The organism is Methanoculleus sp., from assembly GCF_020696975.1.
Lineage (GTDB): Archaea > Halobacteriota > Methanomicrobia > Methanomicrobiales > Methanoculleaceae > Methanoculleus.
Genome location: NZ_JAJGBK010000021.1, coordinates 60,993 through 80,186, shown reverse-complemented (window position 1 = coordinate 80,186; position 19,194 = coordinate 60,993). Strand labels below are relative to the sequence as shown.

The window sequence follows — 19,194 nt, the reverse complement described above, 5'->3', positions numbered from 1 at the left end:
GCATCACCGTCGGCTCTTCTGTGGGTGTCCCGGTCGGCTCCTCCGTCGGTATCTCCGTCAACTCTTCTGTTGGTGTAACAGTCGGCTCTTCCGTCGGTGTCACCGTCGGCGTCTCTGTCACCTCAGGAGTCACCGTATCATTCACAGTGCTCTCTCCCGGGCTCACGTTCCCTGGCGGGAGCGTCTCCCCTGCTGCCGGCAGTACCAGCAGTGAGCATACCATCAGTACAAACAGAATGTACTGAACTTTTTTTCTCGTTCGAGTCATTAAATCAACTCTTTTTAGTTCATAATCTTTCGCAGAGCCCTGTCTGGCGAAATAACATTTTAGACTGGGAGTTGGGGATGTAAAAACGTTGCAGTTAATTAACTTGCTTAAGTTAACCTGATTACATTTACGGGGGTCCCGCCCCTCCTCCACCTGCCCTGCACCGGGAGGATCTCACGGGATTTGGCCAATCGATGCATTCATCACCAAAAACCCCCCAATACTCATTTCCAAGTGATCGGATGACAGCGACGAAACCCTGGCTCCCAGTCTTTGGCTACGGAGGGCACATCAAGGCGACGGCACAGGAACTGGTCATCGTGCACGGGAACGAGACCCGGCGCTACCCGCTCCTGGGGGTGAGGCACCTCCTGATCGTCGGCGGCCATACCCTGCACACCTCGGCGGTGACAAACCTCCTCAAAGCCGGCGCTGTCATCACGTTCTTTGATATCGACGGTACGCCCGTAGGGCACCTCTCCCCCTACGGCTATCGGCCGGACGAGGCTGTGCGCCCTGCCCAGCAGCGGGCCGCACCCCATCGGTTCGCGCAGCCGCTCGCAACCGCCGGCCTCCAGTCCCGGCTCCTCCTCCTCGAGGAATTCTACGATCGTGCCGGACAGGACGTATTCTACGCAGGGGAACTCGACTTCCTCTACGAGGCCCGGGAGGAACTCGCGGCCTCGGTCACCATGGAGGAACTGCGGCGGCTCTCACGCCTGACCGCCGATATGTACTACGAGATCCTCTCCCGCGCACTTCCGCCGGAACTCGGGTTCCGGCGCAGGGCAAGCCGTCCATTCCTTGACCCCGTCAACGCCATGTTCTCGCTCGGATATGCGATGCTCTACGGCAACTGCTGCGTCTCCTTGATCGGCGCCCACCTCGACCCCGATCTCGGTATGCTCCATGAGGGGGCCGGAAGTCTCGTTCACGACCTCATCGAACCGCTCAAAGCAACGATGGTGGACCGTGCCGTCCTCCGGTTTGCCCGCGATGAGATCACGGGCAGGGATTACGAATGCAGCGAGAAAAGATGTTACCTTGACGGGAATTTTTCTGCCCGGCTCGTTACGTCACTCCGTGAGTCTATCGACCAGTCCCGGATCGATACGCAGGTGCGCATTCTCCGGGATGCGCTCCTCACGAAGGCCGAGTTTCACGTACTGTACTGGTAACCGCCCCGCAGAATGGTGAATTCCGGGTAGGTTGCAGGGGAGATCTCCTGCTGGGAGAGATCCCTTATGACGACCCGGGGGCAGCCGTACAGCATGGAGACGAACTTGTCGAGGATGACGGGTTCGCCGGTTGCGGTGACGAGCACCGTCCCATCAGGGAGGTTCATCGCCTCGCCGCCGACGCCGAGGTTGGTCGCGATCTTCTTGATGCATGCCCGAAACCCGACGCCCTGCACCCTCCCCGCTATCCTGATCTCGATCGTCTTCACAGCCAGTGCTCCTGGATAATCCGCATCGACATATCGAGTTCGTCATAGACCTCGTCCCGGATAGTCGAATCGCGGATGTTGAGGGCCTCGCTCACGGCCATGTCGAGGATCTCCTTCGACCTGTCCTCATAGCGTTCTGCATAAATCCTGCACGCCATATCGCCGAGCACAAAAGCCCGTCGCGAGAGCGGTCTTATGATCCGCGCCTCTTCAAGCGCACAGAGCAGCATCCTGTCCGCAACCTCATGCTGCGTCGCGCCCCTTGCGATAAGGTAGAGTTCGGTGTAGTAGGTCGCCCGTTTTGCCCGATCCGGCGCCGCCCGTATCGCCCGGTCGAGTGTGACCATATCCTTTGTGGTGTAATCACCGCTCCGGATCTTGTCCCGGCAGTCCAGGATCCTCCCGTAGACCGTATTCTTCCAGGACTGGGGCATCGCCTGTTCGAGCTGGACCATCAGATTGTACCGGATCCGGTCGTCATCGATCGTGGAGACAAGATCGATGGCCCGCTGCTGGCTAACCGGCTTTCCGCTCTTTCTGTAAAGCGAGAAGAGCATCTGGGCCATCCGCTGCCGCGTCATCGCGGTGATGAACGGGATCTGGATATATCCGGCCGTTCTCTCCATACCGTCCAGCAGTTCATCGATCTCCACTTCGTCGCCGTAAGTCTCGGCGAACTGTGCCACGTCAAAGAGCATCGAGAGCCGGATATAGGGGGAGGGGATGTTCACCACCGTGTGGCACATGGCCGAGAGGATCTCCTTCCTCTGTGCAGGCTCGCTGACCATGTCAAAGACCGCGGCGAGTGCATCCACGTACTCGACGGGATCTTCAATCCCGCTGACCTGTGCAATCGCCCAGTCAACATCCGTCTCCTGCCGGTTCACGATGTTAAGGCTTCTTGCGGCGTAGATCAGGTTTTTCCTGACGAACGCCTCCTGTTCCGGCCCGACAAACTCAAGCATCCCCTGCGCCTCGGTGAGGTAGTTTCTCGCTGCATCGTGATCGATCCCGGCCATGAGCCCGGCAAGGTCGGAGAGCATGATCACACGGATGGAGGGCTCAGAGATGGTCCCGATGGTTTCATGCAGCCTTCGGATGATCATCTCGGCCCGTTCTTCGTTGCCGAGCACCGAGTACGCGCTCACAATCCGGTACATACCCGAATAGCGTGCGTAGACGTCCCCGGTATGCTCCAGGAGGTGATACATCAGTTCAAGGACCGGTGATGCTGCCGTTGCCCCCTCGACCCCCTCGAGCAGGTAGGCCGTCACCTCGTAGGGGTCGGCCGAATCGAACTCCTTCACGTAGTCCGTGAAGAACGTGAGGATCCTCTGGATCATCGCCGTTCGCTCGTACTCCCCCTCGATCTCCAGGGAGAAGAGCGTCATCGGGACAGCAAAGATCGGGCTCCTGTAGACCTGCGTGTACTCGAGCATGATATCGACGTAACTCGCTATCTTGATCGAGACCTCTTCGCGCGGTGTGTTGGTCTTGAGGAGCGTGAGGGCGATCTCGAACGGCTCCATCATGTCCTCAAAGACCCGGGCCTTCCCCCGGGAGAGTTGGTCCGCCGTCTGCAGGCTTCCGACCCGGATATAGCCCTCGATGAGCGGGTCGATCAACTGCCGCTGGAGGGACGGGTCGGTGATCTGGGAGAGGATCTGAGTTGCCTCATCGAGCGCCCGGAGCGAGAGCTGTTCGATCCCGTACATGATCAGGCCATGGATCACCTTGCCCATCGCAAAGAGGCAGTAGTCCCGCTCCAGCAGAGATGAGGCAAGGACCCGCATCCCGTGGAGGAGGTCGAGGTCGCCGTCCTCCACCGCGAGTATGGCCGCTTGGTCCACGATGCCGCCCAGCGCCTCCGCCCGTGCCTGCTGGTCCATGATCTCGCAGGTAAGTCCGGTTGCACGCCGGAGGAGATCCCGGTCTTTTCGGGCGACCCCAATCCGTGCCATCTCCACCACGATGGTCGAGATAGCCTGTTCACGGAGGGTTTGCTCTCCGATCTGGCTTACGAGATCCACAAGGGCGGACGGGTCCTTCTGGCGGACGAACCCCCGCTCGATCAGGATGTTGTTGCACTCAAAGAGCAGGGTGTCCTGTGCGTGGTGCGGTCTGACAAGTTCTTTTATGGCCGGTATGTGCCTGACGACCTCATCAAAGTCATACTCCTTGCAGAAGTCGGTCACCGCCTGGTGTACCAGCGAGTCGGCGATATCGATCTCCAGTGTGGCGAGGATATTCTCACGGACGAGTTCAATCTCGTCACGCCGAACACCCTCCTTGATCAGGCGGACACTGGTGTCGAAAAATTGGGCGTTGATCCTCTGGGCACTGGTGCTGGCCTTCTTCATGACCTCGATCGCGTGATAGAAGTCGCCCATCCGTGAGAGTGCATCGGTGATCTGCCGGTAGAGGTGGGCCGCCTTCGTGGGGTCGCAGGACTCGTCGATGAGCGGGGTGATGTCTAAGAGAATGGTCGGGTTGCCGCTCTTCTCGACGACCGCGATCCCGGAGAGGACGATCTCCTCGATGGGGAGCTGGGTCTCCACTCCGCCCCGGGCATTGAACTCGAACGCTTTCTCGAGGAACCAGCGCTCGCCACTCCGTTCTGCCTTCTTCAGGAGCTCGATGACGAGGGTCTGGCCTGCCCACGGCTTCTCGTCGTCGAGTTTGAGCAGTTTGGTATAAACCTGCTTCTTGTCCCGCTGGCGGTCGAGGAGTTGCTCGGTCAGGATCGCGAGAACCTCAGTGAGCCGTTCTTCCGGAATGCCGGAGAGAGAGTCTATGATTCGTTCGACATCCGAGATGTCCTTCTTAAGTGATGATTTCCAGGTGGCATCCACAATATCTGCAATCGAGTTGGTGCGCCGGATCTTCTGGTTGATCTCGGTGGCGCTTGAAAGCCCGCGGATTACGAGATCGATATTGCCGGCTTCGATGCCGGACCCGGCGATTGCCCGAGCGACGTCGGCATGGAGTTGTGATTGTTTTGATATATCGCCGATCTCGGAGAGGATGTGGAGAGCGTTCTGCATGATCTCGACGTTCTGGTATTTCTGCCCGTACTGGATGAAGAGCGGGATTATATCGGAGAGGATGGCGGAGCGATATTTACGGATGCTGATCTTATCGAAGGCCTCCCCTCCCTTCTCGATGAAGTGGAGATCCCCGGTATCAACCCCGGCCTGGACCAGGTCGCGGGAGATCCCGGCGAGGATATCGGACTGGTGACTCTTGCGGTCGAGTTTGTCAACCAGGGTAAAGATGGCACCAAACCATGCCTCATCCTTATTCTGGCTGTAAAGCGTGGCAGCCCGCCGGGCGAGGTCGAGCACCTCGTCTTTGGTCGGTTCGATGAGCTGGCTCAAGAGTTCCGGCTGGTTATCTTTGAATGCTGCATCGACCAGGGCGGCATTCATCTGCTCATAGAGTGATTTCTTCTCTTTCCTCGTCTGGGTCTCTGATATGTCTGAAACTACCTTTTCGAGCTCACGCAGATCGCCGGAAGAGATAGCGGAGTTGATCTTCTGTTTTATCTGTGGTTTTCCATCCATTTTAATCAACGCTCTCCAGTGGCTTCTGCATCATGCATAATCACCATCAGATATATAGATTGCCCCCCTCTCAAAAGAATGTTTTTTATCGGGAATCCATGAGATTCTCTAAAATGCCGGGGGTATGATAGACGGTAAGAGTCTCTTGTTGCACTCTGAATGAAATGCTTATGGTAGAATCACAGTGATGTGGCGTGGGGATTTTTTCCCCCACAGCACGCAGAGATACTGTGCATCTTCCTGACAGGTATATCCCTTATCCGGCAATACACCCCCCCAATACGGGCATTCATGGATCCTTCTGGAGAGAGTCTGCTCACGCAGTTTGAGTGGAATCACCCCATGAAACGTCGTGCCCCTGTCAAGAGATGGTCAGGCGGCGATTATGCCTGACCACTCCTGCTCCGTCTTTTAACCTGTAACAACCTGCATAATCTCCCGGTACATCGTCTCCGCGACGTCCGGGTCCTTTGACTCGATCATGATCCTGATCATCGGTTCCGTGCCTGACGCCCGGACCAGCGCCCAGACATCGTCCCTGACGATCTTGATGCCGTCGATCTTCTCGATGGTATCTCCTGAGAATGCTTCCTCGACGGCACGGACCAGTGCGGCGGGGTCCCGGGCATGGTGCTTCTCTTTGACCAGGTGGTATGCAGGGAGCCCGTCGAGGATATCCGACAGTCTCCTGCCGCCGTGGCCCGCGAGAACCGCCACCATCATGGCGGCGGTCATGCCCCCGTCCCGGCAGAACTGGTGGTCGGGATAGATCAGGCCGCCGTTTCCTTCGCCCCCAAAGGAGACCTTATCTCCCTTGCCGATCAGTTCAATCATCCGTCGTGCAACATAGATGCTCCCTACGGGGGTGTAATCCACGGTGCACCCGTGTTTCTCTGCGATATCGCGGATCAGCCGGGAGGTGGCGACTGGGGTGACGATGAGCCCGTCAGGATTCCTGTCGCAGACGTAGTCCTCGACCAGGCCGAACTCGTAGTTCTCTTCTATATAGCGTCCTTTGTTATCAACAAAGACCGCCCGGTCGGCGTCGCCGTCGTGCGCCACGCCAAAGTCCGCACCCGTGGCGAGAACCATCTCCGAGAGCGGCTTGAGTCCATTGGGGGTCGGTTCGGGCATACGCCCCGGGAATGTGCCGTCGAGCCGGGCGTTGATGGTATGGACCCGGCAGCCCATCCTCGAGAGGATGATCGGGGTGGTGAGCGCTGCCGGGCCGGAACCTGGGTCGACGACGACGGTCATGCCTTCCCCGATGCCTGCGGGGAAGTGGTTCACGATAGCCCGGATATACTCTTCAAGCCGGTCGGGTGCGGCGGTCTCCGTCCCGACGCTGTCCCAGGAGGCCGCGTCAAACTCGGCGGCAAAGAACCGGTCTTCGAGCCGGATGATCTCGTCGTCGGACATCTCGGTGCCGTCGGCCTCGATGACCTTGACGCCGTTGTACTCGGGGGGGTTGTGGGACGCGGTGATCATCGCCCCTCCGTCGAACCGGTTGGTCTTTATGATATACTGCAGGGCCGGCGTGGGGAGGATACCCATATCCACCACGTCGCACCCGGTCATCAGGAGCCCGGCCTTGAGGGCGTGGGCCAGGGCTTCGCCGGATGTCCGTGTATCCCTGCCGACCGCGATAGTGCCTTTCCTCATCGATCCGAGCGCGGCGCCGATCTTGAGGACGAGGGCCGGTGTCATCCTCTCCCCGACCACGCCCCGCACGCCGTTCGTTCCAAACATCCGTTTTCCGTTTCGCATCACTGTCACTTCTCCACGTCGTGTAGTTCCCGCTTCAGTCGGTCGATAGCGTTGCTGGCGGCGGCAAAGGCCTCCTCTCTATGCTCTGCAAGTATAGCAAGATACGTTAAATCTTCTCCGGCATAGAGCCGCCCTTTCCGGTGGTAGAACCGTGCCCCGATGATCCCCGGGACTGTTTCCATCTCCTGGCGGATGCTCTCCGTCAGGGCATCGACGGTCTCGTCAAACTCCAGGTAATCGGTGTGCTCGGTGCCGGTCCATTCCCGGACAATCCCGTTGAACGTGAGGATGGCCCCCGCATGCGAGACACCGCACTCGCGCCTCAGTTCTTTGACCAGCCCCTCGATGGTATGGTAGTCCTCAAACTCCGGGAGTGCAGCGATCACCTCGTCGACGGTGGGGTTCCGGAGCACGACGTTCTCGCTTGGGAGGTCGCCGATCACAACCCTCGGGAAGGGCCGGGATTTGAACCCCTCAAGTATGGCATACTCGACCCCGGCATTGCATATGACCTCCAGGGTGGAGTCAAGGTCGTTCTCGCGCCTGATGAGGACGGACCTGGCGTCGTCAACGCCGCCGGATAGAGCAGCATCCGATTCATGGTAGATGGTGGTGTCTTTCCCCGGCTCGAGCCGGAATCCGTGGTGCCCAAGGTGCTTGATCGCTCCAACAGTTCCATGTGCGGAGAGCGCCGTGATCAGGCTCTTTATGAATGTGGTCTTGCCGGCGTTTGACCGGCCGACAATCTGAATGATCTTCATGGCTCCTCATCCTCCTTCTCTATCGTCTCCTCATCCTCCTTCTCCATCGGCTCCCCCTCCTCTTCGGGACCGGGCCTCGACTTTAAGACGACCGATGCCGCCTCGGCCACGCCCCGCATCACCTCGGTGATCCGGTCCTCGATCTCAATCTCGTCGTCGATGTTCAGGCTCGTCCCTTCCACCTCCAGCAGGAACCGGGCGACCTCGCTCGTCTCGAAGAGGATCTCATCGAGTTCTTCCGCGGTGAAAAACCCGCACATGGCCCCGTAGAAGAATGTGGCACCCGCCTTCTTCACCTTCTTCTTGAACGAACTCCTCGCCTGGTTGACCGCCTGCGGCGTGTATGTGTCGAGCATGAAGGGACAGAGCTCGGGGAGGTTTTCGCCGATGAACGTCATCTCCGAGCCGCCGGTGGTCTTAAAATCCGCGCAGAGCCGTGCAATAGCCCATTCGCGGGCGGTGATATGGGTGTGTTTGCGTAAGAACTGGTTGACTCGCTGATAGGTGGCGCCGTCCACCTTCTTGAATTTCTTGTACTTATTTGGGTCTTTAAGGTTGTCAGACTCTTCCATTTTGCATATCCTCTTGTCTGTTTTGGTATTTCAATGGTGTTGGTTGGACAAGCCGAAAGGAGGCCTGGTTACGATGGTAATAGGGCAGAATTGGAGATTCTCCGGGCTTCTCCCGGCTGTATGCTCCGCAGGGCCGGTGGTTGCCTCTGCCACTCCCTCTTACGTATAGCATCATGCGGTTTATTCCTGCCCCTTTGATCCCGTGGATGAGGTGCTGATCTGGGCCTTCCTGCTCCATTTTGATCCGGGTGCAGCCATAATCCGGGGATATTGGGTCTTGCCAGGGGTGACGCGGGGGTTCTTCCCGGGCGCCGTGTGCGGCAGAGGGGGGCTCTGGGGGTGAATGAGATCCGCATTCTTGATGGCAGGTTCTCTCAAAAATTCCTCATCTGTGCGTCCTCTGCTGCCTTGCAGGGCTCCCCCCCCTTTCGCGGGTCGAGGTTCGGAACTCCGGTCCTCGGTCCTCATCTCGCTCTCTAATCTCAGGTGCCCGGCGCATTTGTCCGTCGTCCCGGGTGTCAGGGGGTGGCCCGGCATTTTTGGGGTGGTGATTCAAGCGCCGTTCTTCCGGGCCTGGGGCTGGCCATGGTCGCCTCCAGTCCCCTGCAGGTGCCTGAACCGGGTGCCGCCGTCGCTCTGCAGGCAATGATGGCCCGGGTGGTTCGCTCCCTGAGATGCCCGGGCCTGGTTGTGGGATGCTCGGGGTGTCAGGTTCCTGAAGTGGGGGGGCTCCGCGGTATTTTTTTGACCCTCGTATTGCGCCTCCAGGGACGGATCGCGGGTCCTTTCATGGGGATGATTGTCTGTGCTGCCGATCGGGCGTTTAAGCGCGTCTGTGGGGGTCATTTATATGCGCGTGGGTTCAGGTGGTCTCATGGGGTCTGTGGTGTATCGGGATCGTTCACTTTCTCCCCGCGCGGTAGGGGGTTCATATAGTCGGAGGGGGATGTATTCATCAGGGTCTGTTTCCCGGCCCCCCGGGATGACAGCCCCATACCTCCTAACTCCGATACCTCCTGCATCACCGAAAATACCTTTTTTAGTGCCCCGGGGGGAGTTGGCCGTCGTTCGTGGCCTCCGGGTTGGTTGCCGAAAACGGCTCCGCTTCACGAAAATCCTGTATCGCCCGGTGTTACGGTGCGATTCTCCTGCACGCATCTACCTGGAGTGGGGATCATCCTGGTTGCCTGCAGATCGGCTTCGGGGGCCTCTTACTCCCCTTGTGGGTCGGTGCTCCATGGCTGCGGGTCGAGCACCCTTCCCCCGGGATCCGGGCGGCCGTGCCCGGTATCTTCCGGGGGTGTCTGACAGGGGGCTTTCCGGGTAAAATTCGTATTGCGGGGAATAGTGATTTACCGCAATTTTGATATGCTTCGTTATTCCATTCTATATGCGATGGAAAACGCGCTCTTCTCAGAATGGCTGGATCGCTTCAGTAATTACCTCCGAATGCGAAATTACTCGCCAAGGACCATCAGAAAATATGAGCAGACTCTTCAACGCTTCGCCCGGTATGCCTGGCTCCGGCAGCACTCGGCCTCGGGCTGTGTCTCGTTCGACGAAGGTGCACTCGATAGCGCCCCGCTGGATGCAGATGTCAACACCTCTGCGGCCCTGATCACCGATTTCTTCTCCTGCCTCTCGGAAGGGCGTGAGTACAAACCAAAGACGCTCCACCGCATGATATCGACCCTCTCCTCGTTCTACCGTTTCCTCTATGCGCAGGGGGTCGTGGTCGCGAACCCCATGCTCGGGGTGGAGCGTCCCCGGATCAAGAACCAAGAACTGAGATACCTCAAGCACAGTCAGGTGATCCGCCTTATCAAGACGATACCGGACGATCGGGACCGGTTGATCGTCCGCCTGATCTACGCTACCGGCGTCCGTGTTTCTGAACTCTGTGCAATTAACGTTGAGGATATTGACTTTGAGGAGCAGACGATCCGGGTGAAAGGGAAGGGCGACAAGATCCGGACGGTATTCGTCGATGAAGAGACGCTTGAAGCGATTGACCGGTTTATCGGCAACAAGATTGAAGGGCCGCTCTTCGTGGGCCAGCAGGGCAACCACCTCTCCCCGCGAACCGTCCAGCACCTCTTTCGGGAGTATGCACCTGCAGGGATTACGCCGCATAAGATCCGGCATTCCTATGCAAGCGAGCTCTACCGGCGGTCAAAGAATCTCCGCGTCGTGCAGGAGAACCTCGGCCACTCCTCCATCAAGACGACTGAGATCTATCTGCATACTGACATCGAGGAGCGTAAGCGCGTCTATCAGCAGTACTTCCCGCTATCGGGTGGGAAAAGGGGGGAGTGATCAGGCCGGTCGGGAGGTGTCAATAAACGGCATGATGCTATATGGGTGCCGGGCGGTGCGGGTCCGCTGTCCTCCCGGCAGTAATGGTTCCCGGGCACCGGGCCGCTTCCCGTACAGGCGCCTTTCTCTCACCCCTCTCTTCCGGCAACGCTCAAATCGGTGGAGCGCCTACTGTATCATATGCGCTACATCGTCACAGGCGGGGCGGGATTCATCGGCTCCAACCTCGCAGAGCGGCTGGCACATGACGGGCACGAAGTCGTGGTCGTCGACGACTTCGCCACCGGACGGCGTGAGAATATCGAGCACCTCATCGACCATCCGCAGGTGACGATCATCGAGGGGAGTGTCACCGACCTCTCTCTCCTCACCGATGCCTGCACCGGGGCGGACGGCATCTTCCACCAGGCGGCCATCGCCTCGGTCCCACGCTCCGTGAAAGATCCCCTTGAGACGAACGCGGTGAATGCGGGCGGAACCGTGAACGTCCTCTGGGCTGCGAAGGAGTGCGGGGTTCCGGCGGTCGTGGCGGCTTCCACCTCGGCGATCTACGGCGACGACCCGGTCTTCCCCAAACGCGAGACGATGGCGCCGACCCCGCTCTCGCCCTACGCGGTCTCGAAACTCGCGGGCGAATACTACGGGAAGGTATTTTCGGATCTCTACGGCATCCGGACAGCCTTCCTCCGCTACTTCAACGTCTTCGGCCCCCGGCAGGACCCGAACTCGGAGTATGCCGCGGTGATCCCGAAGTTCATCACCCGCCTGCTTGACGGGAAGCCGCCGATCATCTTCGGCGACGGGGAACAGACACGGGACTTCATATTTGTTGCGGATGTGGTCCGGGCAAATATCCAGGCAATGGAGAGCGGTGCCTCTGGTGTCTTCAACATCGCCGGGGGGCGCCGGATCAGCCTTAACGAACTCGCTCTGCACCTCTCCGGGATCACAGACGTACGCGCTCCGCCGGTATATGAATCCCCGCGGCCCGGGGATGTACGCGACTCGCTCGCCGATATATCCCGGGCCAGGGAGGCCTTTGACTTTTCTCCCCGTTGCACCCTCGATGAGGGGCTCCGGGAGACGGTGACGTGGTTCCGGGATGGCGGCGCCGGCCGGTAACCGTTCTCCCGGGTTCGGGACCGATATCGGGCACCCTGCCGACAGATCCCAGCCCGCCTTATTTTCAGGCCCGATGGGTACAGGAACCTATATATTGTCTATTCGCAGTATGGGTGCGAGGTGCGAATGTATGCCCCGATTGGTTACACCGAAGATCCCCCTCACCGGGGATGATAGAGACGCGTTACGGGCGTACAGCGACGTGATGGCGGAGAATCCGAACGATCCCGCAGCCCTGAACAACAGGGGCGTGGCACTTGAGAGAGAGGGGCGCTATGAAGAGGCGCTTGCCGCATTCAGTGCGGCGCTCCTCCGCGACAACGAGGATGTCTACGCCTGGAACAACCGGGCGGTGATCCTCGCCCGGCTCGGCCGCCCGCAGGAGGCGGTGCTTGCGTGCAAGCAGGCACTTGCTGTCGACCGGTCGTGCATCTTTGCCTGGGTTACCTATGGCATGGTGCTCAGGAGGCTCGGGAGTTTCCGGGAGGCTGAACAGGTCCTTGCCGTCGCAGAGGACCTCGACCCGCAGGCCCGGGCACTTTATCCCGGGGATTCGACAATGACCCGGGCATGAAGGGGTCGGTTCCTCACAATGCCCGTGGGGTGGGGGCCGGTGGAGCAGCCGGGAGGCTGCCGGATCATCCCCAAAGATGTCTGTGATCGAGGGTGGATACACCGCCCGGTGCGATACGGGGAGTTGTCTGATAGGTTCCCTTATGTTTCGATCCTGCATCTTCTCCTGCCCGTTTCGCCCATCAGGCTTGCCGGGCCTTTTGGAACCCCCACAGGGACCTTACGTTTTTATCTCCCCTACCACATAGAATATAAACGAGTGCCCTCCGGCACGGAGTCATCCCATGAAGACGCTCATACTTGCAGGCGGGAGCGGCACCCGTCTCTTCCCGCTCTCAAGGGAACACTACCCGAAACAGTTCATCCCGCTGGTCGACGACGAATCCCTCTTCCAGAAGACCGTGAAGAGATCGCTCCTCTTCTCTTCCCCGCAGGAGATCGCGATCGTCACGAATACCGACCATCGGTTCCTGGTCCGGGACCAGCTCGCCGCCATCGGGTGCGACTGCCGGGTCATTGTGGAGCCGGCGGGCAAGAACACCCTGCCGGCGATCTACTACGGCGTCCGGGAGGTCAGGGAGGACGGGCCCGACACGATCGCGGTGCTGCCGTCGGACCATCTGGTCACCGCGGACGGGCCGTTCCATGAGGCCTTCCGGCGGGCGGAGCGGCTTGCGAAGGATCATCTGGTGGTCTTTGGTGTGCGGCCGACCTCACCGCACACCGGCTACGGCTACATCCGCCCGGGCGAGCCTCTTGAGGACGGTCTGCTCGTGGACGCGTTCGTGGAGAAGCCCGATATCGCGACTGCAGAGAAGTATGTCGCCGACGGCTACCTCTGGAACTCCGGAATGTTCTGCTTCGATGCCGATCTCTTCCTTGCTGAGTGCGAGGCGTGCGCACCTGAGGTGGCCCGGGCGTTCGAGCACCCCCTCGAGGAGGCATACCGGGCAGCCCCTGCCCTCTCTATCGATTACGGGATCATGGAGAAGACCCGGCGGGCGGCGGTCGTGCCGCTTGAGGGCGACTGGAACGATGTGGGGAACTTCGACGCCCTTTATGCCGCACTGCCGAAGAACGGGAGCCGCAATGCCGTCAGGGGCGAGCATATCGGGATCGACTCCTCTGAGAACCTGATCATCGCCGACCGCCTGGTCGCCACCGTCGGGGTTCACGACCTTGCCATCGTCGAGACGAAGGACGCGATCCTGGTCGCCGGCCGGGACAAGGCTCAGCGGGTGGGCGAGATTGCAAAGGCCCTCCGCGAGAAGGGGGACTCACGTGCGCTCTTCCACACGCGGGTCCACCGGCCCTGGGGCTCGTACACGAACCTGGAGGAGGGGCAGTCGTACAAGATCAAGCGCGTCACCGTCCCCCCGAAGCGAAGGCTGTCACTCCAGATGCATCACCACCGTTCAGAGCACTGGGTGGTCGTCACCGGGTGCGCCGAGGTGACGATCAGCGATAAGACCTACCTCCTCCGGAACGGTGAGTCCACGTTCGTCCCGGCGGGGACCGTCCACCGGCTCGCGAACCCCGGCCTCCTGCCGCTCGAACTTATCGAGGTCCAGATCGGGGAGTACACCGGCGAGGACGACATCGTCCGGTTCGAGGACGACTTCGAGCGGGCGTGAAGCGCCGGGACGCCCAAACCCCTTTCCCCCGGCTCCCACACGCTCGCGACCAAACCGATATAATCCCGGGGCGCATAATACATAAGGGCTGGTACTGCAGGTATCAGTGGTTTACTTTTCAAACCCCCGTAGTGTAGCGGTCAATCATGCAGGACTTTGGATCCGGCGACGGCGGTTCGAATCCGCCCGGGGGTACTGGGTTCTGCCTTTTCTGTTTCTTTCCGGCCGGAGCGGAAGGCGTCGCGGGCGGCGCAGATCTCTGGCTCCGTCCCCGATAACCAGCGTTATTGCAACCTGTTGCGCATATGTGGGTATGAACGATGAGCAACTCCAGACTGCAGAAGGCTGGATGCCTCCTGCGCGGTCTGCAGGGGCGCCCGGGCTGATACTCGGGATTTATCCGGGTGGGGTGCTGGGGAGCGATCTCGGCTTGATCTCCGGCAGACACAATAACCCCGAGCGGATCAACGAGGCGATCGATAGACTGCAGGGTGATACACGACCATTCACCGTCAGGTGTTATCTCCATTACGTGGACTCTTCCCCCGACCCGCGATCGGAGAGCAGTCAGCCTGAGGACTTCCTCCAGTACGCCGGTGAGGGCCGGGAGATCGATCTGGTGCTCTCGTACACATCGGAGAGCGGGAACGTTGCCGGGTGGGTTGAGTTTGTCAGGGCTGCCGTTCGGCGTTACGGCGCGAGGATTGCAATGCTGCAGGTGACCGAAGAGCCCAACCTCACGCATGTGCCGATCATCGACGGCAGTTTTCCGAATGTCCGCGAAGCGCTGGTGCAGGGTGTCATTGCGGCTAAAGAAGAAGCCCGCCGGTGCGGGTTTGACCGGCTGCAGGTCGGTTTCAGTGCCGTACCGTTCTTCGAGACTGACACTCACGACTTCTGGACTTCCATCGGAGCACTTGGCGGGGAGCGATTCGTGAAGTCCCTGGACTATGTCGGCCTCGATATCTATCCAGACGTCTTCTTCCCGCTGGCCCCTTCGGGCCTGCCCGGCGACATACGCCACTTCGTCGAGTTTGCCATGCGATCGTTTCGAGAGACCTCCCTGCCCGAGGCCGGCATACCCGGCACGGTGCCGATACATGTGGCGGAGAATGGGTGGCCTACGGGGCCGGAGCGTTCGTATGAACGGCAGGCCGAGGCCCTGGAGACGATCATACGCACGATTAACGACTACCGGGGCAACTATAACGTAACTCGCTACGAGTTGTTCGATCTGCGGGATGCGGACAGTTCCAGCCCTGACCTGTTCTCCCAGTTCGGGATCTTGCGCGATAACTACTCGCCGAAGCCTGCATTCGAGGTCTATCGCAGGCTGATCGACGAGCTTGGACAACGCTGACGGATGGGTCGTGCGGTCCGGCGCCTCTCTCCCCGGAGCGTCGGTTCCCGCATTCCGGTTTGAAAGGGCAATCACCGGCGGGATTAGGTCTACCCACCTGATATCCGGTGATCGGGTTCACTACCAGACAGTAACCTGAAAGCGGCGTATCCTGTCCCCGCCGCCCGGGTGGGTCCCGCGCCGCCGATACCTTTTTTGCGCTCAATACCCTCCCGCTTCCCCGGTGCCATCGAGTATGACCGATACGAGGATACGATCCATCCATGCCCGCGAGATACTGGACTCGCGGGGGAACCCGACCATCGAAGCGGATGTCACGCTCGCCGGCGGAGTGTCCGGGCGGGCCGCGACCCCGTCCGGTGCATCGACCGGCAAACACGAGGCCATCGAGCTCCGGGACGGTGTAAAGGACCGTTACGGCGGAAAAGGAGTGGAAAGACCCGTCAGACAGATCAACGGCGAGATCGCCGGCACCCTGCAGGGCATGGACGCCCGTGAGCAGGCGACGGTTGACGAGGCCCTCTCCCTCCTCGACGGAACACCGAACAAGCGAAACCTTGGTGCCAACGCCACGCTTGCGGTCTCGATGGCCGTCGCCCGTGCGGCCGCCGCCGCAGAGGGTCTCTGGCTCTGGGAGTACCTGGGAGACCCGCTAAAGCCGCTTCTTCCCGTTCCCATGATGAACATCCTCAACGGGGGGGTGCATGCAAACTGGCAGGGCCCGGACTTCCAGGAGTACATGATCACGCCCTACGGCGCTCCGAGTTTCGCGGAAGCGGTCCGGTGGGGGAGCGAGACCTACCATGCGCTCAGAGATATCCTTAAGGCGCGGGGCTACACGACCGGTGTCGGGGACGAAGGCGGGTTTGCCCCTGCAGTCTCCACAAACACCGAGCCGCTCGACCTGATCGTGGAGGCGATCGAGCGTGCCGGGTATGCGCCCGGTCAGGAGATCGGTATTGCCCTCGACCCGGCATCAAGCGCGTTCTACAACAACGACGTTTATACCCTCAGGACCGAAGGGCTGACCCTGACCGCTGCCGAGATGGTGGACCGGTACCGCGACCTTGTGGCGGCATACCCGGTCATCGCCATCGAGGACGGCCTTGCCGAGGATGACTGGGAAGGCTGGCGGCTGCTGACCAAAGCCATCGGCGATCAGGTGGAACTCGTCGGCGACGACCTCTTCGTCACGAACGTCGAGCGGATTGAGCAGGGGATCCGGAAGGGGGCCGCCAACGCCGTCCTGATCAAGCCCAACCAGATCGGGACGGTGACCGAGACGATCGCCGCGGTGCGCATGGCGCAGCAGCAGAACTGGGGCGCGATGGTCTCTCACCGGAGCGGCGAGACCGTCGATACGTTCATTGCCGACTTCACCGTCGCCATGCAGACGGGCCACCTCAAGACCGGCGCACCTGCGCGGGGCGAGCGGGTGGAGAAGTACAATCAACTCATGAGGATCGAGGAGGCGGCCGGGGATACGGCCCGGTATGCCGGGCGGAGCGGGTTTGTCCGGCAGGGGCCGGCAAGATAGGCCGAAATAAGGCTTTCTTGTTGTTTCCCCGGGACCCGGGCAGGCGTGCAACCCCCCCGGGTTCCATGCAATTCTTAAGGCCTCCTCCCAAAATCATGGGTAACCATGGAAAGCGCTGCCCTAACAATTGAGATCCAGATGAGCCTCCTCCTCTTCCTCGCGCTCGCCGGTTACCTCGTGGCATCCCGGATCAACCAGTCGGCGACGATCGGGGCGATTCTCGTCGGGGTTCTGGTCGGACCGAGCGTGCTTGGCCTGATCACCTACACCGACTTCGTCGCGACCCTGGCGCATCTCGGGGCAATCATCCTCCTCTTCGTCATCGGGTTTGAGTTTAATATCAGGGATATTATTGATCCGCGTTACGGCGTCATCGGCCTTGTCGGCGTGATCATCCCGTGGATAGGCGGCTACGCCACGGCTGTCCTCTTCGGGTTCGACTTCGCGAGCGCGATCTTCGTCGGCACGGCCCTGACCGCGACGAGTATCGCCATAACCGCAAACGTGCTCAAAGAGATCGGCGTGCTCCAGACTGAGGCGGCACGGGCGATCATCGGCGCCGCGGTCATTGACGACGTCCTCTCCCTCCTGGTGCTTGCCGTCTCTACCGATCTCGTCGTGAGCGGGGATGTCTCGTTGACCCCGACCGTCCTGATGCTTGCCAGGGCCGTCGGGTTCATCGTCGTCGCCGGTGCCGTCGGGTACTTCGGCATCCGAAAGGTCATCGAACGGATGGACGCAACCCCCCTGGCGCGGAAGTATCCTGAGTTTGTCTTCATCTTCGCCATGATGGTGGCGTTCCTGTATGCGATGCTCGCCGACCTGGTGGGCCTATCAGGCATCATCGGTGCGTTCCTCGCCGGGGTTGCCTTTGCCGGCGTCGAACTCCGGCAGAGTAAGGGTGTCCACGAGGGCGCAGAATACTTCCAGATCGTCTTTGCCTCGATCTTCTTCGTATCCCTCGGCATTCTCGCAGACATTCGTGCGCTCACGTCCGACACGACCCTCTTCCTCCTGGTGCTGACCCTGGTCGCCATCGCCACCAAGGTCATCGGGTGCGCTCTCCCTGCCCGGTTGATGGGGATGTGCCGGGAGGACTCCCTCATCATCGGGTTCGGGATGGCGCCGCGGGGTGAGGTGGCGATGATCGTCGCCCTGATCGGCCTCGAGTCGGGGCTCATCGGCCAGGGGATCTTCGTTGCCATCGTCCTGATGAGCCTGCTCACCACACTCATCACCCCGATCGTCTACCGGAACTGGTTCTTCAAAGGTGCTTACTGCGCCACGGAGTAAGAGGGGCCGGGGGCAGGAAGAAGCGTGAAGGAGGTGCTGGGGGCAGGTCCGCCTGCTCTCCCCTCACCATGCCTCCGGGAACGCCATGTTGGTGTAGATGTCCTCAAGGCGCGCCTTGTGGCCCCGTTCCATCGAGGCGAGGCTCTCGAAGAGTTCCATCTGCTCGGGATCCACGCTGAGGCTCGCAAGCTGGGTATACATCTGCATGGCGTCGAGTTCTTTTCTGATCGCGATAACGAGGCCGTCGAGCGGTTTTAAGTCCGCCGAGAGCGGCGGGGTCTCCAGGGTCTCGGCGATCTTGTAGTTCCGCTTTGTGTCGAACCCGAGTTTTCCGGGCTCTTTCGTGAGAAAGCCTTCGAGTGTCTTCCTGTGCTGGCTCTCTTCACCGGCAAGTTCGTTGAAGAGATTTTTCAGGTTCTCGTCCTTGACCTTCTCCCTGACGGTCCGGTAGAAGGTGTATGCCTCGATCTCGCGGTCGATGGCGTTTGATATGATGGAGCGGTACTCTTCGACGTTCATGATTCATGCACCGGTGGGAGAGTAGCATCTGAGGCTTTTATACCTTGTTGGGGGCGGGTTTTGGTAGGGTGTTGGGTCGGGGTATGTATGAGAGGAGAGGCTGCAGATTCACCTCTGACCCTCAGGAAAGCAATGATTGAGGAGGAAATCCGTGAATTTCGAGGAAGCTGGGCTGTCTCGGTTTGCAACAACGAAGGGACGGAATAGCGAGATGTCTGGATGCAGTGGACCGTGGGAGTATCACCCTGGGGGGTGGGGACAGGGGAGGGGGGTCCCCCCCCTGCAACCCCTCCCCGTATGGCGATAGCCACCACGGTCCACTGTACCAGGATTTCTCTCGCTCAACCGCTTCGTCTGCTGCCACTTGCGTGTGACTGTCCGAAGGAGACGATGGCGGGCACATCTATCGCAAGTCGCGCCTGCGGCGCTCACGCTCCGCCCCTTTGGATCGTGGTGCCCCGA

Annotated in this window: 14 protein-coding genes and 1 tRNA gene; 9 read left to right on the top strand and 6 right to left on the bottom strand. The window is 60.2% G+C overall.

Annotated elements, in window-relative coordinates; all coding sequences use genetic code 11:
* Positions 1 to 510: 510 nt before the first annotated feature.
* On the top strand, positions 511 to 1,446 hold the full coding sequence (gene cas1 / locus QZ650_RS06215; protein WP_292519861.1) for a CRISPR-associated endonuclease Cas1: 936 nt from the start codon (positions 511 to 513) through the stop codon (positions 1,444 to 1,446).
* Here the strand turns inward: cas1 and QZ650_RS06210 are convergent.
* The 5 genes from QZ650_RS06210 to QZ650_RS06190 form a co-directional block, all read right to left on the bottom strand.
* On the bottom strand, positions 1,428 to 1,715 hold the full coding sequence (locus QZ650_RS06210; RefSeq protein ID WP_292519859.1) for an acylphosphatase: 288 nt from the start codon (positions 1,713 to 1,715) through the stop codon (positions 1,428 to 1,430). The two genes, cas1 and QZ650_RS06210, sit on opposite strands and share 19 nt — an antisense overlap.
* Positions 1,712 to 5,278 (bottom strand): hypothetical protein, encoded by a 3,567-nt coding sequence (locus QZ650_RS06205; RefSeq protein WP_292519857.1) that lies wholly within the window; start codon positions 5,276 to 5,278, stop codon positions 1,712 to 1,714. Before QZ650_RS06205 ends, QZ650_RS06210 begins: the two co-directional genes overlap by 4 nt.
* A 411-nt stretch (positions 5,279 to 5,689) precedes the next feature.
* Positions 5,690 to 7,045 (bottom strand): phosphoglucosamine mutase, encoded by a 1,356-nt coding sequence (gene glmM / locus QZ650_RS06200; protein WP_292519855.1) that lies wholly within the window; start codon positions 7,043 to 7,045, stop codon positions 5,690 to 5,692.
* 5 nt (positions 7,046 to 7,050) lie between these two features.
* A complete protein-coding gene (gene mobB, locus QZ650_RS06195) occupies positions 7,051 to 7,806 on the bottom strand; it encodes a molybdopterin-guanine dinucleotide biosynthesis protein B (RefSeq protein ID WP_292519853.1) in 756 nt (251 codons plus the stop codon).
* Positions 7,803 to 8,378: a DUF5806 family protein gene (locus QZ650_RS06190; RefSeq protein WP_292519851.1), complete on the bottom strand. Its 576-nt coding sequence runs from the start codon at positions 8,376 to 8,378 to the stop codon at positions 7,803 to 7,805. The genes mobB and QZ650_RS06190 overlap by 4 nt, the downstream gene beginning before the upstream one ends.
* Before the next feature lie 1,395 nt (positions 8,379 to 9,773).
* Between QZ650_RS06190 and xerA the strand changes: the two genes are divergently transcribed.
* The 8 genes from xerA to QZ650_RS06150 all read left to right on the top strand — a co-directional run bounded on the left by xerA (position 9,774) and on the right by QZ650_RS06150 (position 18,213).
* Positions 9,774 to 10,694 carry a site-specific tyrosine recombinase/integron integrase gene (xerA, locus tag QZ650_RS06185; protein ID WP_292519849.1) on the top strand — a complete coding sequence of 307 codons (921 nt, stop codon included), beginning with the start codon at positions 9,774 to 9,776 and terminating at the stop codon, positions 10,692 to 10,694.
* A 180-nt stretch (positions 10,695 to 10,874) separates the two neighbouring features.
* Positions 10,875 to 11,816, top strand: coding sequence for an SDR family oxidoreductase (locus QZ650_RS06180; RefSeq protein ID WP_292519847.1), 942 nt, complete (start codon positions 10,875 to 10,877; stop codon positions 11,814 to 11,816).
* Positions 11,817 to 11,946: 130 nt separating this feature from the next.
* Positions 11,947 to 12,390, top strand: coding sequence for a tetratricopeptide repeat protein (locus QZ650_RS06175; RefSeq protein WP_292519845.1), 444 nt, complete (start codon positions 11,947 to 11,949; stop codon positions 12,388 to 12,390).
* 283 nt (positions 12,391 to 12,673) lie between these two features.
* The gene (locus QZ650_RS06170) at positions 12,674 to 14,023 is read left to right on the top strand and encodes a mannose-1-phosphate guanylyltransferase/mannose-6-phosphate isomerase (RefSeq protein ID WP_292519843.1); all 1,350 of its coding nucleotides are present in this window, start codon (positions 12,674 to 12,676) and stop codon (positions 14,021 to 14,023) included.
* Between the two features lie 122 nt (positions 14,024 to 14,145).
* Positions 14,146 to 14,218: transfer RNA gene (locus QZ650_RS06165), tRNA-Gln, on the top strand.
* Between the two features lie 118 nt (positions 14,219 to 14,336).
* A complete protein-coding gene (locus QZ650_RS06160; protein ID WP_292519841.1) occupies positions 14,337 to 15,383 on the top strand; it encodes a hypothetical protein in 1,047 nt (348 codons plus the stop codon).
* A gap of 235 nt (positions 15,384 to 15,618) precedes the next feature.
* Complete coding sequence (gene eno / locus QZ650_RS06155) at positions 15,619 to 16,920, top strand: phosphopyruvate hydratase (protein ID WP_292519839.1); 1,302 nt, start codon at positions 15,619 to 15,621, stop codon at positions 16,918 to 16,920.
* Between the two features lie 105 nt (positions 16,921 to 17,025).
* Complete coding sequence (locus tag QZ650_RS06150; RefSeq protein ID WP_292519837.1) at positions 17,026 to 18,213, top strand: cation:proton antiporter; 1,188 nt, start codon at positions 17,026 to 17,028, stop codon at positions 18,211 to 18,213.
* A 63-nt stretch (positions 18,214 to 18,276) separates the two neighbouring features.
* Here the strand turns inward: QZ650_RS06150 and QZ650_RS06145 are convergent, their stop codons facing one another.
* Entirely contained in the window at positions 18,277 to 18,732 is a 456-nt protein-coding gene (locus QZ650_RS06145; protein ID WP_292519835.1) for a ferritin family protein, read from the bottom strand.
* Positions 18,733 to 19,194: the final 462 nt, after the last annotated feature.

Bases quoted from the DNA above. Each gene is read 5' to 3' on its own strand.
- cas1 (WP_292519861.1), top strand. From the start codon at position 511: ATGACAGCGACGAAACCCTGGCTCCCAGTCTTTGGCTACGGAGGGCAC.
- QZ650_RS06205 (WP_292519857.1), bottom strand. From the start codon at position 5,278: ATGGATGGAAAACCACAGATAAAACAGAAGATCAACTCCGCTATCTCT.
- glmM (WP_292519855.1), bottom strand. From the start codon at position 7,045: ATGCGAAACGGAAAACGGATGTTTGGAACGAACGGCGTGCGGGGCGTG.
- mobB (WP_292519853.1), bottom strand. From the start codon at position 7,806: ATGAAGATCATTCAGATTGTCGGCCGGTCAAACGCCGGCAAGACCACA.
- QZ650_RS06190 (WP_292519851.1), bottom strand. From the start codon at position 8,378: ATGGAAGAGTCTGACAACCTTAAAGACCCAAATAAGTACAAGAAATTC.
- xerA (WP_292519849.1), top strand. From the start codon at position 9,774: ATGGAAAACGCGCTCTTCTCAGAATGGCTGGATCGCTTCAGTAATTAC.
- QZ650_RS06180 (WP_292519847.1), top strand. From the start codon at position 10,875: ATGCGCTACATCGTCACAGGCGGGGCGGGATTCATCGGCTCCAACCTC.
- QZ650_RS06175 (WP_292519845.1), top strand. From the start codon at position 11,947: ATGCCCCGATTGGTTACACCGAAGATCCCCCTCACCGGGGATGATAGA.
- QZ650_RS06170 (WP_292519843.1), top strand. From the start codon at position 12,674: ATGAAGACGCTCATACTTGCAGGCGGGAGCGGCACCCGTCTCTTCCCG.
- QZ650_RS06160 (WP_292519841.1), top strand. From the start codon at position 14,337: ATGAACGATGAGCAACTCCAGACTGCAGAAGGCTGGATGCCTCCTGCG.
- eno (WP_292519839.1), top strand. From the start codon at position 15,619: ATGACCGATACGAGGATACGATCCATCCATGCCCGCGAGATACTGGAC.
- QZ650_RS06150 (WP_292519837.1), top strand. From the start codon at position 17,026: ATGGAAAGCGCTGCCCTAACAATTGAGATCCAGATGAGCCTCCTCCTC.
- QZ650_RS06145 (WP_292519835.1), bottom strand. From the start codon at position 18,732: ATGAACGTCGAAGAGTACCGCTCCATCATATCAAACGCCATCGACCGC.